This is a genomic window from Cytobacillus firmus (genome assembly GCF_023657595.1).
Classification (GTDB): domain Bacteria; phylum Bacillota; class Bacilli; order Bacillales; family Cytobacillaceae; genus Cytobacillus; species Cytobacillus firmus_B.
Window position 1 is genome coordinate 2349179 of the sequence record NZ_CP098323.1, and the last position, 14044, is coordinate 2363222.

16 protein-coding genes, 1 pseudogene and 1 riboswitch are annotated in these 14044 nt (G+C 41.8%); of the genes and pseudogenes, 8 read left to right on the forward strand and 9 right to left on the reverse strand.

The features are described from left to right. Positions 1-82: 82 nt before the first annotated feature. The 4 genes from queE to NAF01_RS11955 all read right to left on the reverse strand — a co-directional run bounded on the left by queE (position 83) and on the right by NAF01_RS11955 (position 3267). The gene (queE, locus tag NAF01_RS11940; RefSeq protein WP_048011937.1) at positions 83-814 is read right to left on the reverse strand and encodes a 7-carboxy-7-deazaguanine synthase QueE; all 732 of its coding nucleotides are present in this window, start codon (positions 812-814) and stop codon (positions 83-85) included. Continuing rightward, complete coding sequence (gene queD, locus NAF01_RS11945) at positions 807-1283, reverse strand: 6-carboxytetrahydropterin synthase QueD (RefSeq protein ID WP_163145070.1); 477 nt, start codon at positions 1281-1283, stop codon at positions 807-809. Before queD ends, queE begins: the two co-directional genes overlap by 8 nt. Positions 1284-1286: 3 nt before the next feature. Continuing rightward, positions 1287-1946, reverse strand: a complete 660-nt coding sequence (gene queC / locus NAF01_RS11950; protein ID WP_048011935.1) for a 7-cyano-7-deazaguanine synthase QueC — start codon at positions 1944-1946, stop codon at positions 1287-1289. A 53-nt stretch (positions 1947-1999) separates the two neighbouring features. Beyond that, positions 2000-2042: riboswitch (PreQ1 riboswitch) on the reverse strand. Between the two features lie 502 nt (positions 2043-2544). Further along, the gene (locus tag NAF01_RS11955; RefSeq protein ID WP_227887164.1) at positions 2545-3267 is read right to left on the reverse strand and encodes a CBS domain-containing protein; all 723 of its coding nucleotides are present in this window, start codon (positions 3265-3267) and stop codon (positions 2545-2547) included. A 337-nt stretch (positions 3268-3604) separates the two neighbouring features. On the opposite strand from NAF01_RS11955, the gene pxpB reads away from it, so the two are divergent. The 5 genes from pxpB to NAF01_RS11980 all read left to right on the forward strand — a co-directional run bounded on the left by pxpB (position 3605) and on the right by NAF01_RS11980 (position 8269). Continuing rightward, positions 3605-4315 carry a 5-oxoprolinase subunit PxpB gene (gene pxpB / locus NAF01_RS11960; RefSeq protein WP_222500389.1) on the forward strand — a complete coding sequence of 237 codons (711 nt, stop codon included), beginning with the start codon at positions 3605-3607 and terminating at the stop codon, positions 4313-4315. Further along, positions 4312-5322, forward strand: coding sequence for a 5-oxoprolinase subunit C family protein (locus NAF01_RS11965; RefSeq protein ID WP_261391627.1), 1011 nt, complete (start codon positions 4312-4314; stop codon positions 5320-5322). Before pxpB ends, NAF01_RS11965 begins: the two co-directional genes overlap by 4 nt. 1 nt (position 5323) lies before the next feature. Then, complete coding sequence (locus NAF01_RS11970; protein ID WP_048011390.1) at positions 5324-6094, forward strand: LamB/YcsF family protein; 771 nt, start codon at positions 5324-5326, stop codon at positions 6092-6094. Positions 6095-6266: 172 nt separating this feature from the next. Then, entirely contained in the window at positions 6267-7457 is a 1191-nt protein-coding gene (locus NAF01_RS11975) for an NRAMP family divalent metal transporter (RefSeq protein ID WP_163143941.1), read from the forward strand. Between the two features lie 20 nt (positions 7458-7477). Beyond that, positions 7478-8269, forward strand: coding sequence for a putative hydro-lyase (locus tag NAF01_RS11980; RefSeq protein ID WP_048011392.1), 792 nt, complete (start codon positions 7478-7480; stop codon positions 8267-8269). A 25-nt stretch (positions 8270-8294) separates the two neighbouring features. Here the strand turns inward: NAF01_RS11980 and NAF01_RS11985 are convergent, their stop codons facing one another. Continuing rightward, entirely contained in the window at positions 8295-9437 is a 1143-nt protein-coding gene (locus NAF01_RS11985) for a metallophosphoesterase (RefSeq protein WP_250802347.1), read from the reverse strand. A 166-nt stretch (positions 9438-9603) separates the two neighbouring features. On the opposite strand from NAF01_RS11985, the gene NAF01_RS11990 reads away from it, so the two are divergent. Further along, the gene (locus tag NAF01_RS11990) at positions 9604-9936 is read left to right on the forward strand and encodes a hypothetical protein (protein WP_250802348.1); all 333 of its coding nucleotides are present in this window, start codon (positions 9604-9606) and stop codon (positions 9934-9936) included. Here the strand turns inward: NAF01_RS11990 and NAF01_RS11995 are convergent. Continuing rightward, the gene (locus NAF01_RS11995; RefSeq protein WP_250802349.1) at positions 9933-10778 is read right to left on the reverse strand and encodes an SDR family oxidoreductase; all 846 of its coding nucleotides are present in this window, start codon (positions 10776-10778) and stop codon (positions 9933-9935) included. The two genes, NAF01_RS11990 and NAF01_RS11995, sit on opposite strands and share 4 nt — an antisense overlap. Positions 10779-10893: 115 nt before the next feature. Between NAF01_RS11995 and NAF01_RS12000 the strand changes: the two genes are divergently transcribed. After that, entirely contained in the window at positions 10894-11193 is a 300-nt protein-coding gene (locus tag NAF01_RS12000) for a hypothetical protein (RefSeq protein ID WP_250802350.1), read from the forward strand. Between the two features lie 41 nt (positions 11194-11234). Beyond that, positions 11235-12248 (forward strand): AI-2E family transporter, encoded by a 1014-nt coding sequence (locus NAF01_RS12005; protein WP_396021361.1) that lies wholly within the window; start codon positions 11235-11237, stop codon positions 12246-12248. 32 nt (positions 12249-12280) lie between these two features. Here NAF01_RS12005 and NAF01_RS12010 read toward each other — a convergent pair whose 3' ends face one another. From NAF01_RS12010 to NAF01_RS12020, 3 genes and pseudogenes are all read right to left on the reverse strand, one after another. Then, positions 12281-12691, reverse strand: coding sequence for an HIT family protein (locus tag NAF01_RS12010; RefSeq protein WP_048011398.1), 411 nt, complete (start codon positions 12689-12691; stop codon positions 12281-12283). Further along, on the reverse strand, positions 12692-13540 hold the full coding sequence (locus NAF01_RS12015; protein ID WP_250802351.1) for a P-loop NTPase family protein: 849 nt from the start codon (positions 13538-13540) through the stop codon (positions 12692-12694). It abuts the gene before it with no gap. 96 nt (positions 13541-13636) lie between these two features. Continuing rightward, positions 13637-14023: pseudogene (locus NAF01_RS12020) on the reverse strand (DUF302 domain-containing protein). Between the last annotated feature and the right edge of the window lie 21 nt (positions 14024-14044).

Below are 14044 nucleotides of genomic sequence, written 5' to 3' on the forward strand. Positions count from 1 at the left end.
ATCATAGATTGCCCGAAATCTGTCATATATTGCAATTACTATACAAAAATAACCCCGCATCTTGTATGCGGGATTTCGGTCGCTATACTCCCCGCTTATTGCCCCATACATAGGTATGCAGCTGCGGAAGTACTTTCACATCTGTCAGCTCATTGTCATGAATCGTTTTTTCAATAAGCCAGTCATATTTATCAAGGAGTCTCTGGAGTAAATTCCGGTCATCTGCTGTTACCGTATCATCATTCCCAACCTGCAGATAAAACGGAACCCCGGGATAACGCTTATGAACGTCTTTCGCATATTCATAATCCGCATCATCAAAAACAACGATCTTCAGAGAGAACTGCTGATCTTCCCTTCTGCCGGCCTGCAGTTTATTCACGATCAGATCGAGCACTTCAAAGTCAGTATTCATGCCTGAACTCGGCGGCTTTGGGGACAGGGTGAGTTCATCAATTTCATAAAACCAATCCTGCCAGCGGCTTCCCTGTGTTTCCAGACAGAGCTTAATTCGTTCAGCTTTTAGCAGAGAAATAAATTCACCCAAATTTTTCAGAAGAGCCGGATTGCCGCCCGAAATGGTTACGAAAGAAAATCCGTCTCCGCCGAGTTCTTTGAGCTCCTTCCAGATCTCATCCGGTTCCATTTGGCGGATGCTGTCCTTCGCACTTCCATCCCAGGTAAAAGAGGAATCACACCAGCTGCAGGAATAATCACATCCTGCTGTACGGACGAACATCGTTTTCTGGCCAATCACCATTCCTTCCCCCTGAATGGTCGGCCCGAAGATTTCCAATACAGGAATCTTACTCAACCTCCATCCACTCCCTTCTTGCCTCAGCATAGCTTGTTGGAGTTTCAAAAAGGCGCACAAATTCAACTCTTGCACCGTCATATTGCTCTATTCTGTTTTGCAGGCTTTCTTGCATTTTTTCATAAATCCAGACAACCATATTCTCAGCAGTCGTATTCATCGGGGGCAGAGTTTCATTCAGATACTTGTGGTCAAGAAATATCTCAATCTCATTTTTCCAGATTTCTTTTATGTCACCGAAATCAATCATTAACCCTCTGTCATCCACAAATCCGCTTATGCCAAAAATCACCTTGTAGGTGTGGCCGTGCAGGTTTTTGCATTTGCCTTCATAGCAATGCAGATGATGGGCTGAATCAAAAGTGAATTCCTTGCTGACCATTACACGCTTATGGTGGTATTTCAGCTGATCCGGCTTAATGTCTTCATTGATTTTTTGGAGTTTATCAACAATCCTAAATCCGTACATGTCTTAAAGCGCCCCCTTTTCATTGAGGTATTCTTCAAGGCCCTTTTGTCTTAAATTGCAGGCCGGACACTCACCGCAGCCATCTGCCGGAATGCCGTTGTAGCATGTCAGCGTATTATTACGCACATACTCAAGGGCATCCAAGTCATCTGCCAGTTTCCATGTCTCAGCTTTATTGAGCCACATTAAAGGTGTATGGATCACAAACTGCCCATCCATCGACAGATTCAGTGTGACATTCAGTGATTTTATAAACATATCCCGGCAATCAGGGTAGCCGCTGAAATCTGTCTCACACACACCTGTAATAATATGCCTTGCATTAATTTGACTCGCAAGCACACCGGCAAATGACAGGAATAACAGGTTTCTCCCTGGTACAAATGTAGATGGAAGCCCGCCTTCCTCTCCATCCTTTACTTCGATATCATCACGTGTCAGTGCGTTTGGCGCAAGCTGATTCAATAGGGACATATCAAGGATATGATGCCTGATTCCCAGATCTTTTGCTATTTGCTGGGCACATTCAATTTCAAGCTTGTGCCGCTGATTATAATTAAAAGTGACTGCTTCCACCTCGGCAAAACGTTCCTTTGCCCAGAATAAGCAGGTAGTACTATCCTGGCCGCCGCTGAATACAACGAGCGCTTTATCATTTTTCATATAAAAATTCTCCTTTAACATAGAAAAACAGGACCACTAAGAAAGCAGACCTGTTTTCCTTAGTTTTTTAAAGAGGGTAGCTAGAACCTCTACCGTATACACGGATTTTCTATTGAACTATCAGTTTATATTATCATCTTTACCGGAGTTTTAGAAGGTATTACTTATACTCAAATAAAAAGTTTTATAATTCTAAATCATGCAACAGATTATCGCAGTCTAACGGGCAGTAAGACCCTCACATCAAGATTCAAAGGAATCAAAGGAGGATAAGTGGGGGTCAAACTGCCCAATCTAGCTGCGGCTCCTAGGGGCTCGAGGTCATAAGCCAATCAGCTGGTGGGAAGAAAGGCACTTCCCTCCAGCTGCTCGTCTTATGCTTGTCACCCCTGGGCAAGTCGCCTCGCTTTATAATGTAAAGGCCCGATTGGTGAGATACAGTGAAACTTGCCGAGGCGCAGGCAGAGGCTTAGTTGAACCAATCGGGTTCGCAGTGTCGATTGATCGAAGCGCTAGCGGAGATCTTAGCGACACTAGAACGCGACTAACAATCAGTGGGGGATAAGGAAAATCCCCACTGATTGAAGTTTCACTTTATCTAATTTTCTGAATCTGCCTCCAGCAGGTCCCAGGCTGTAATGATGCCTTTGGGTTTTTCAGTCGGCTTTCCATTCTCGGTTACAATGATCCCTTCAAGTTTTTCATTTTTATTTCTGCTCTCCTCAAACATATCCTCCAAATCGAAAATAGAGGTATTCGTTCCGGCAAAGGCTATTTGATGCTTCGATTTCTTGTTGAAAAGCTCTTTGATTTTCACCTTTTTCAGCTGGATCGTTTCTTCAGTAAAATGCTCTGCCATCCATTTTACAATATCCGCTGATGTTAACAGCCAGGAATATTCCTCTTCCCGCGAATAAATGGGAAACTGGGAATGCGAGAATTTATTGATAATGGCCAGTACATCTGAAAGCTTGCCATCTTCATAAAAATAAAATACCGGTGTGGCAGCAATCGAAATCGCGGTTTTGGGCTTTTCAAAATGGCCGGCAATCAGTTCAATTTTTTCCACCGTTTCCAGGTGCGGTTCTGCTATATAATAATCCAGATCAATTTTTTCATGGACTATAGCATTTCTCAGTTTGGCAAACTGATGTAAATCATCCTCATATAATCGAATCAGCGAATGGTTTTTCTGTATTTCAATCAGCTTATAAAACCTGTCTGTTCTGGCTTGTTTAGCAGATTGTTTCAAGGCCTTGTGAATTCGGTTAAAGGCTGCCTCAAATCTTTCTGATAAGTTCATTTCTCTATCTGCACCCACAATAATCTCTCCCTAATTCATAATGTCCCTACTTTATTCCCATATTAGAGGACAAAATAAACTATGAAGATTCTGGTTCGCCTTCCGGCAGAATAATTTGCACAAATAGAATTTTCAATCTATTATATGATATTATATTCTTTAGCTGAAGACATTGCATAAATATATAAGTTTACTAATAAATTTTTTCCTCTTAACGTGAATAAACATAGATTTCCCTTTTTTTAGGAAAGAATAATATGTGTATTTCGTCTCGGTGAAAAAGGCTATTTATTATTATTGAATAATATTTTACAACCTTCAGCTCCTTACATTTATTGCGAAAGCAGGTGAAATGATGGAATACACTGTACATCCTTTAGGAGATAATGCCGTTCTTATTGAACTTGGGAACGAAATCAGTGAGGATGCACATCAAAAAGTGCAGACACTGACAGCCTTTCTCGAAAAACATCCTCCAGATTGGATGATTGAATACATACCCGCTTACACAACCGTCACTGTTTTTTATAATCCATTTGAGATCTATCAGCTTTCAGATGGAGAACTTCCATTTGACTTCATATGTTCTCACCTAAAACCGCTTATGGAAGAGCTGGGGGAAAATAAGGCAAAGGAAGCAAGAATAGTGGAAATTCCGGTTTGCTACGGAGGAGAATTTGGCCCTGATCTTGATTATGTTGCCGAACATAATGGCCTTACCCCTGATGAAGTAATAGACATTCACTCTTCAGGCAGCTATCTGGTCTATATGATCGGCTTTGCGCCAGGCTTCCCTTTTATCGGCGGTATGTCAGAACAAATTGCCGCACCAAGACGGGATACACCCCGGTTAAAAATTCCCGAGCGTACAGTTGGGATTGCCGGGATGCAGACCGGGATTTACCCCATCGAGACGCCAGGAGGCTGGCAGCTGATCGGGCGTACTCCTGTTAAGCTGTTTCGTCCAATGGATGAATCCCCTACTTTGTTAAAAGCTGGGGATAAAATTAAATTCAGGCCAATCAGTCTGGAAGAATACCATCATTGGGAGGAGAAGGATCAATGATTAAAGTGTTAAAGCCTGGACTCCTTTCAAGCATTCAGGATCTCGGGAGAACCGGCTATCAGAAGTTTGGCGTCATAGCCAGCGGGGCCATGGATCCTTTTTCACATCGGATGGCCAATCTGCTGTCCGGAAATGAGGAAAATGATCCTGCATTGGAAATAACGATGATGGGCCCAATCCTGACATTTGAAGAAGACACATTAATTTCAATCTGCGGCGGTGACCTTTCCCCTTCGATCAATGGCCAGCCTATTCGGACATGGCGGTCAGTTTTTGTGAAAAAAGGCAGTGAACTTAAATTCGGAGGATGCCAAAAAGGGTGCCGGGCCTATCTGGCTGTTTACGGCGGTTTTGCCGTTCCGGAAGTAATGAACAGTAAATCCACTTACCTGCGCGCTGGTATTGGCGGCTTTAAAGGCAGAGCATTAAAGGCTGGAGATGTGCTGGAAACCGGCAAACCTTCCCTTCAGTCGTTGAAAATGAATGACTTTTTATCAAAACAGCTCCTTGATAAAGCTTTTGTTGAAAACGACTGGGGCATTGCTTCAAAACTCATTCCGGAAACTGTGGGGAATCCGGAAATCAGAATCACCAGGGGCCGTCAATTTGATTTATTTACCCATGAAAGCAGGATTCAGCTTTTTAATCATGCATTTGAGGTGACAGCACAATCTGACAGGATGGGATACAGATTGAAGGGCCCTTCCCTTGCCCTGTCAGAGCATGCTGAACAAATATCTGAGGCCGTCAATTTTGGGTCCATTCAGGTTCCGCCTGATGGAAATCCGATTGTCCTGCTTGCTGACAGGCAGACAACCGGCGGATATCCGAAAATTGGACAGGTTGCGGCTGTCGATCTTCCCCTTCTGGCACAAGCTAAACCCGGAGACGCCTTACGGTTTGCAGAAATATCAAATGAACAGGCGCAGCAATTACTCATTAAGAGAGAAATGAAATTAAAGGAGTTAAAACAAGGCATATTTTTAAAAACCAGAGGAGGAAATTAACATGCATATAGTTGACATTAATTGTGATATGGGAGAAAGCTTTGGTTCCTACAAGATGGGACGCGATGAGGAAATCCTGGACCACATTACCTCAGCCAACATCGCCTGCGGCTTCCATGCCGGTGACCCGGCGACCATGCGAAAAACAGTCAGGATGGCGCTTGATAAAAATGTAGGCCTGGGTGTCCATCCGGGACTCCAGGATCTGCATGGTTTCGGCCGGAGAGATATAAATATCACCCCTCAGGAAGCCTATGACCTGGTGGTCTACCAGATTGGCGCTTTATATGCTTTTGTTAAATCAGAAGGCGGCAAGCTTCAGCATGTTAAACCGCACGGTGCACTGTTCAACATGGCCTCCAAAAGCGCACCGTTATCGGAAGCAATCGCAGAAGCTGTTTACAAAGTGGATCCAGAACTGATTCTGTTCGGTCTCTCAGGGGGCGAATTAGTTAAAGCCGGCAGGAAGATAGGCCTCCGTTCTGCGAATGAAGTATTTTCAGACCGGACCTACCAGGAGGACGGATCGCTTACGTCAAGAAGGGAGAGCAATGCACTAATTACAGATCACAGCGCTGCTGTTAATCAGGTAATCCGCATGGTCAAAGAAGGAAAAGTTCATTCTGTTCAGGGTACTGATGTTTCCATTGAGGCCAATACGATCTGCATCCACGGCGATGGTGAAAGCGCCCTGGAATTTGCCCAATATATCCCGAAGGCGCTGAATGAAGCGGGTATCCAGGTGGCAAAAATCAGTGAGTTTTTGAAATAAAATTGGTATAGATGGAGATAATGAACACTTGGTGACTTATCAAGCGCGGATCGCAGTTAGATGGAATAGTATCGTTCATGCCGGATTAGGCAGCGCAAACGGCACTAATCATGCTTTTCAGCGCGAACAGTATAAAAAAATAACCACAAATTAATTTATTGGGGGAAAATGAATGAAAAAGCAATCTAATGCCAGTCTTTTACTTGGCGCTGCCTTCCTTATGGCTACATCTGCCATCGGACCAGGCTTTCTGACTCAGACGACCGTTTTTACAGAAACACTGCTTGCAAGCTTCGGGTTTGTCATTTTAATTTCTATTATTATCGATATTGGTGCACAGATGAATATCTGGCGAATTATTGCTGTGTCTGAAAAACGGGCCCAGGATATTGCCAATGATGTCCTGCCGGGCCTCGGATATTTCCTGGCTGCCCTGATTGTCATGGGCGGACTGGCCTTTAATATTGGAAATATTGCCGGTGCCGGGTTAGGTACTAATGTTATATTCGGCATTTCTCCCGAATTCGGTGCCCTTTTAAGCGGAATTTTGGCGATCGGCATTTTTCTTGTAAAAGAAGCGGGAAAATTAATGGACCGCTTCACACAGATTTTAGGATTTGTCATGATTGGGCTTACTCTTTATGTTATGTTTACGGCACAGCCTCCTGTTGGTGAAGCTGTCGTCAAAACGTTTGTTCCAGACAAAATTGATATCCTGGCTATTATTACACTTGTCGGCGGTACGGTCGGCGGCTATATCACTTTTGCCGGCGGCCATCGCCTAATTGATGCAGGTGTCAAAGGAAAAGAAGCTCTTCCTGAAGTCACAAAGAGCTCTGTGAGTGCAATCGGGATTGCTTCCATAATGCGTATCTTCCTTTTCCTCGCAGCACTTGGTGTAGTTTCGCAAGGCTTGGCACTGGACCCATCCAACCCGCCAGCTTCTGTATTCCAGCTGGCTGCGGGCAATATAGGCTATAAGATATTTGGAGTCGTTATGTGGGCAGCCGCGATCACATCTGTAGTCGGTGCAGCCTATACATCGGTCTCATTTATTCGGACATTGAGCCCTGCCATCGAGAAATATCATAAATGGGTGATTGTCGGTTTTATTGCCGTTTCTACATTTGTTTTCGTATTGATTGGTAAACCAGTCAAAATATTGGTTTTAGTTGGTTCATTAAATGGTCTTATCCTGCCAATCGCATTAGGTGTAATGCTGATTGCTGCTTATAAAACCAAAATTGTCGGCGATTATAAACATCCGCTCTGGATGACCATCTTCGGAGTCATTATCGTGATTGCCATGTCTTACATGGGGGTTTACTCGTTAATCAATGGAATCCCTGAGCTGTTTAAATAAGCATGAAAGGAGATTTTTATATGAACTCCCCTTCTCAATTGAATCCTGATGAGGCACGCAAATTGATCCGCAGCAAGGCATGGGAGAAACCGACAGCAGGAATGGCAAACGGCTTCATTCAGGCAAACCTTGCCATCCTGCCAAAGGATTTGGCTTTTGAGTTTCTCCTTTTCAGCCAAAGAAATCCAAAATCCTGCCCAATCATCGATGTGACAGAACCTGGGTCTCCTGTGCCGATGCTGTCAGCCCCAAATGCTGATATTAGAACAGATTTGCCCAAATACAGGATTTATAAAAACGGTGTTCTCTTTGAGGAGATTTCAGACATCACATCTTATTGGGATGATGCTATGGTGGCATTTCTGATCGGCTGCAGTTTTACGTTTGAAGAAGCATTGCTGAAAAACAATATCCCTATCCGCCATATTGAGGAAAATCGGAATGTTCCAATGTTTAAAACAAATATTGAGTGTGTGAAGGCAGGCCGGTTTGAAGGGCCAATGGTTGTGAGTATGCGGCCGATGACAGAGAAGGAAGCTATTCGGGCTGTCCAGGTGACAAGCCGCTTCCCTTCTGTCCATGGTGCCCCTGTCCATATTGGCAACCCTGAAGCAATCGGCATAAATAATATACATCAGCCCGATTTTGGCGATGCCGTGACGATTAAAGATGGAGAGGTACCTGTTTTTTGGGCCTGTGGCGTCACTCCTCAGGCAGTTGCCATGCATGTGAAGCCGGAAATTATGATTACACATGCACCGGGACATATGTTTATTACAGATTTAAAAAATGAAGAGTTTTCGGTTTTATAGGAAAAAGGCGCCCATTAGGCGCCTTTTACTTTTTGTGTTTTAAAAAATCCAGTGCATCTTGATGATCTTTTTTTATAATCTGCTCTATTAACGGGTCCCCCGGGATGACTTCCTTCTTTTTACTTTTGATAGTCCGGTAAACAGGCCTGATGGAGGATAGACTGCTTTTTACTTTCCATTCTCTATCCTCAAAGGCTATTTTCAAATCGATTAAACCGAGATGATTGCCCCAGTATCCAGCCTGTACAGCAGCTGTTCCATTAATGGTTCCTGTCTTCAAGTCGATCCCAGGCACCTTTTGCAGCTCATCTTTGACAGGAAAAACAGAATGGCTGTGACCGAATAAAATGGCATCTATTCCTTTAACTTTGCTGAGTGCCTGAACTGAATTGCCCTTTTTCTCCTCCAGCCCTTTATCGGATTGGAGGCCGGTATGTGCAAGGGCCACAATGATATCTGCCCCTTTGCTTTTCATTATAGGAATAAAGTGCTCTGCTGTTTCTTTTATATTTTTCACTTTAAGGTTCCCGCGAAAATACTCTTTATTCCACTCCGCAACAATCGGAGTAATAAAGCCGATGACTCCGACATTCAGCTGATGCTTTTCCCCAGCTGTATCTGTCACTTCTTTCTCTATAATGGTGTAGGGATTAAAATAATTGAGGTCATCTTCTTCAAGCTGATTGCCGTCTTCCACATAGATATTTGCATTCACATAAGGAAAGTTGGCTCCCCTGAGGCTTTCTTCCATAAAATCAATTCCGTAATTAAATTCATGATTTCCCACTGTTGCAGCGTCAAAAAGCAGCGTATTCATAGCTTTAAAAACAGGATGGACATTAGCCATGTCAAGCGGATGGCTTCTATAGGCATATTCATCGAGTCCATTGCCTTCAAGAATGTCCCCGTTATCGAATAAAAGGGAGTTAGGAGACTCTTTTCTAGCCTGTTTAATCAGGCTGGCCGTCCTGGAAAGCCCAAACTCCACTGTTTTTCTGCGGTCTTCATAATCATAACCAATCATATTTCCATGCAAATCAGTGGTTTCCATCACGCGCAGATGGATGGTTGGCGGTCCGGATACTTCAGCTTCCGTCTGGTTCCAGACAAGCAGCAGGGCTATGAATGATAACAGTGTGATAGTATACTTTTTCATTCCTTTTTTCATTCCAACTCCCCCAGACGATCAAAGATTAGTTTTCTTATTTTCTCTAGATGCAAGAAAATTAATCAGAGATTGGGGACTTAAGAAAAAAGAAGAAAAAAAGGAAAATTTTGAAACCTTTTTGCCCATTATACGGTATAAAAAAGAAATGAAATAAGGAGGTCCTCTTATGGATAAACAAAGAAAGTTTTGGGTTTGGGCATTATTATTTTTTGTTTTAGAAACCATTTTAGCAGCGGTTGTGTCATTACTTCTCAACTTTCCTCTTCTTGATACCTTTGCCTACAGCAGCTTTCTCCTATTTGCATTCAGTTTATTTACCTTTTCACAGGGCGATGCCTGGACTAATAATGTAATTGCCGATTCAAAATTAAATATGATGACTCATTTGAATGAAGAAGAAAGAGCAGATTTTTTCATTAATCTCAATCCATTTCTTGCTGGAACTTTTGTTTTTTTTATCGTTGGATTAATCATTACAGGATATTTGTTTATTAATTAATCTTTATAAAGTGTCTTGAATATGACTTTCTCCCATGCTTTCCAGCTCAGAAGGTGTTTCAGGCGTATTCTTGTTCGGACTCCTTTTCCTACAGGGTATCTGAGTGCAGGTTCTTTTTCCCTGATAATATCCACTGCTTTTTTCGCAACGATAATTGGATCTTCGTAAAAGGGCTCCCCTTGATCAAGGTACCTATGTATTTTTGTCATATAAGAGTAATAAGGCGAGTCGTTCTTCAATGAGGGTTCCGCTATCTTTTTGCCTGTTGTCCAAATGCCTGTCCTGAAGGATCCTGGCTCAATCAACACCACATTTACTCCAAACGGTTTGACTTCAAGCCTAAGTGATTCACTCCAGCCCTCTACTGCAAATTTTGAGGCGGCGTATGGCGATAAGCCCGGAAAACCTACTCTTCCGCTGATTGAGCTGATGTTTATGATAGTACCTGATCCCTGTTCCCTCATAAATGGCAGAACTGCCTGTGTCACGGCAATCGTTCCAAAGACATTTGTTTCAAACTGTTCTCTATACTCATCCAGCGGTATTTCTTCTGCAAATCCTGCTCCTGCATAGCCTGCATTATTGATTAAAACATCAACCGAAGGCAATTGGAGCAGCTTGCTTTTAAAATTTTTTATAGAAGATGATGAAGTGACATCCAATTCATGAATGGAAATCTGAGCAAGTACTCCCTCTTTATCAGCTTTCTCCATTAATATTTTGCTTTTATCCAGGTTTCTCATTGTGGCAAGAACATTAAAATCGTTCTTTGCCAGCTCAATGGCCATTAATATTCCAAACCCGCTGGAACAGCCGGTAATGACTGCGTAATTCCTATTCAAATACCTTCACCTTTCTCTGGTCAGAATTTTTTAATTTCGAATGTAAATAGATATATAATTAAATGTAAAAGTATTATAAAATAATAAATATATTGATAATTAGAGGATGAACAAGTTGGCTCACATATTTATCAGCATTATCCTGATTTTCTCCGGTTTAATTACGACAGTGCAGCAAAGCCAGGAGCCGATTGATTTCAATGATCCCGGAAGAGATGCCATTGTGATCGATTCACCAGCCCTGAAAAACCCAGCTTTTTGCAGCACACTAGTAACTGCAGTAAAAACAACCGCACAGACAATCAATTTTAAAGCACGGCAGATGTATTTTCAGACTCTTACATCTGCTGCATTCCATAGAAGCAGCGAATACATGACACCCTACATGTTTCGGAGTAATTATCTCCGCATTTAATGGAACCCTGAAGAAACCTACTAAAGTGTGGAGGAATGGAATTGGAAACGATTAAATCACTTTTTACTAATAACGGCTTTAAAAGATTCGTCATTTTTGGCATTATAGTTCTGGCTCTTTACCTGTCGAGAAGCATGATTAATTTAATCCTGATTACTTTTATTTTTTCTTTCTTGATGGATAGGCTCGTGAAACTGGTCCTATCGAGATTTAAACTGAATAGAAAACTGACAGTCGTAACCCTTTATATAGGAATTATCGGCCTTCTCTCTATCGGGATTATTAAGTATCTTCCTTTAATAGTAACTGAAATTTCTCAGCTGTTTAAGCAGGTTGAAAGCTTTTATACCCAGAAGCATGACAATATTGTCATCACTTACATTGTGCAAATGCTTGAAAGAAATGAAGTTACGAAGTATCTCGAACAGGGCTTTGCGTTCCTGCTTCAATATTTTTCTGATATTAGCCATATTGCGATTCAAGTATTGCTGTCGCTTATCCTTAGTTTGTTCTTCCTGCTTGAAAAGCCTAAGCTGACTGAGTTTACTTTAAAGTTCAAATACAGCAAAATGGCCGCCTTTTATAATGAGATTTCCTATTTTGGAAGTAAGTTCGTGCAAACATTTGGAAAAGTTATTGAAGCGCAGGTGGTTATTGCCACAGTGAATTGTATTCTGACAACACTTGCGCTCTGGATCATGGACTTCCCTCACCTGATGGGCTTGTCTATACTTATTTTCCTGCTTGGTCTGATCCCGGTAGCAGGCGTGATTATTTCCCTGGTTCCTTTATGTACAATTGCCTATTCACTAGGCGGCTTCATCCAGGTGTTTTATATCCTCCTGTTAATTATGGTGATTCATGCGATTGAAGCCTATATTTTAAACCCGAAGCTTATGTCTTCCAAAACGGATTTGCCGGTATTTTATACGTTCATTGTTCTGATTTTCTCTGAGCATTTCTTTGGTGTCTGGGGATTGATTGTCGGTATACCGGTGTTTGTGTTTCTGCTGGATGTACTTGAAGTCAAGAGCAATCCTCCTAAAATACAGTAACTTGAAAAACACACAGTCCTTCTGTGTGTTTTTTATTTATTCACTGCGCCTCTTTTATTTTCATGCTGCTTCAGCCAATGTCTGAGCCCTTTTCCTGCGTGTGGTTCATCACTATATCTGGGTATGACGTGCAGATGGCTGTGAAGAATGGATTGATTGGAAGCTTCACCGACGTTCCATCCAAGAGTGTATCCATCTGGTTCATACTTTGTATCCAAATAATCCTTCGCTTTTTGAAGAAGTTCATATGTATCCTTCCACTCTTCAGCCGTTAAGTGAAAGGCATCTGAATGATGTGCTTTTGGCACAATGACCCCGCAGCCCTCTAAAACATCCTGTTCTTTATCGTGCTGAAGAAAATAACAAGTGCTGTTTTCAAAAATGATATTCTGGTGTGGATCCTTGTGCGGACTGCAAAAAGGACAACTTTCCTGATGGTTCATTTAATCATTTCCTTTCCTAACAGGGTTATTGATCAGGAAATTCTCTAAAGCGATTTTGTGGGAATGCTCATCATAGGCAGTGTTATTGATTATGGTCTTTCGGATAGTCAGTTTTTTCAGAATCTCTTCTTCAGCCTGTCTCCTTGCTTTTAGAATCTTTATGGTGCCCTCTTCCCCGCTTAGATGATTCTGCTTTCCGTATCCTTGCCGGGTATAATAATGGATAAAGCCCTCAGACCAGCTTTTCGGCCGATCTTTTATTGCTCTTTTGAAGGAGTATTCTATGTTATCCTGATTGATATAAATTAGCATCGGATTAAGATTTTTTATCGAATTTTCCAGTGCTAAAATATAATCCAGCAGCTTTGTTTGGGGAGCCCCATATTTAATCATTCCGACCGTAACGGGATTCTGGATAAAACAGCATTCAAAAATGTGAACTTTATTGCTGTTTTCAGCTTGCCTGGCGAATGTTGCCCACTTTTGAGTGATGAGTTGAATATTTTTCTCCAGCTGCAGCTCATAGATATCATTTTTAAATGCTTTTTCATAAAATATATCTGGCATATCAGGTCCAAGCTTTTTATAAGGCAGCAAAAAGCCATTATCTTGTGAAATGCTTTTCTCTGATAGTTGATCTCTGAAAGCGCTAAATTCTTCTAATAAGAACTGCCACTCATCATTAGTAAAGAAAGCGACACTTTCATAATCGGCAGGGTGGTCTAGATTACCTTCGAAGTATACTTGTGCTTCGATGCCATTTTGGTTTAGAATGTCATGCACCAATCTTGCCGTAGTGGATTTTCCTGAACCCGGCAGGCCTTCGATTAAAATTAGTTTTGTATCCATGGATTCACCTTCACAACATTTAGAATTCACACTCTATTGTAAGGCATAAAAAGAAAAACAAACAGTGTTTGCTGTTTGTTTTTGGATGAAGATGTATTAAACGGATTTATCCAGGCAGGCAATCAGGCGCTTCTCTATATCTGATGCCATTTCTTTAAGGTTCTGGCTTTCCATCATGCTTATTAACACACTTGGCCTTGGCAATCCTATCTTTGTTTTGCCGTTTTCTTTATATACAACGATTTTACAGGGGAGAAATTAGCCAACGATTTTATCTTCTTTCAGTACTCTCTCCGCCTCCTGGGGATTACAAACTTCAAGGACCTTAAATTCTTCATCCAGATGAAAGCCCTTCTCCTCCAGCTTCTCTTTAATATCAAAAGTCCAAAGTACACCAAACTTTTCATCTTTTAAATGCGTTTCCAATGCTGTAATTGTTTCTTCAATGGATTTCTCTGATTCAACTGTGTAATCAAAATTCATAGCAGTCACCTCTTTTTCATG